We start from the raw sequence: 507 nt of genomic DNA, 5'->3' as shown, positions 1-507 counted from the left end.
TTTACCTTGACAGTGACCAACAACGGCCCAAGTGATGCCACAGGTTTTACAGTAGAAGATATATTGCCAAGTGGCTATACTTATGTAAGTGACAATGGAGCAGGTGCCACGAGTGAGAGTTCAGGGACAGTAACGTGGACAGGAGGAAGTTTGAGTAATGGAGCTGATGCGAGCATATCTATTACAGCGAGTGTTAATGCAGGTGGAGTATATACCAATACCGCAACGATCACGAGCAGCAACGAAGACGATCCAGATCCTAGCGATGACCAAGACAGCAATACCCCTGTACCAGTACCACAGACTGATCTGTCGATTGTTAAGACAGCAAGTGATGCTACACCTAACGTAGGGGATAATGTAACCTTTACCTTGACAGTGACCAACAACGGCCCAAGTGATGCCACAGGTTTTACAGTAGAAGATATATTGCCAAGTGGCTATACTTATGTAAGTGACAATGGAGCAGGTGCCACGAGTGAGAGTTCAGGGACAGTAACGTGGACA

1 protein-coding gene is annotated in these 507 nt (G+C 46.4%); it reads left to right on the top strand.

Translation table 11 applies throughout. From position 1 onward, the window contains the following. On the top strand, positions 1 to 507 hold a 507-nt coding region (locus AAOP42_RS00295; RefSeq protein ID WP_349526455.1), incomplete at both ends, for a DUF11 domain-containing protein.

Origin of the sequence: Reichenbachiella sp. MALMAid0571 (assembly GCF_040151475.1) — a bacterium.
In the GTDB taxonomy this organism is placed as follows: domain Bacteria; phylum Bacteroidota; class Bacteroidia; order Cytophagales; family Cyclobacteriaceae; genus CAXBNB01.
The sequence above is the reverse complement of the archived record's forward strand: the minus strand, read 5'-3'. Positions and strand labels throughout refer to the sequence as shown.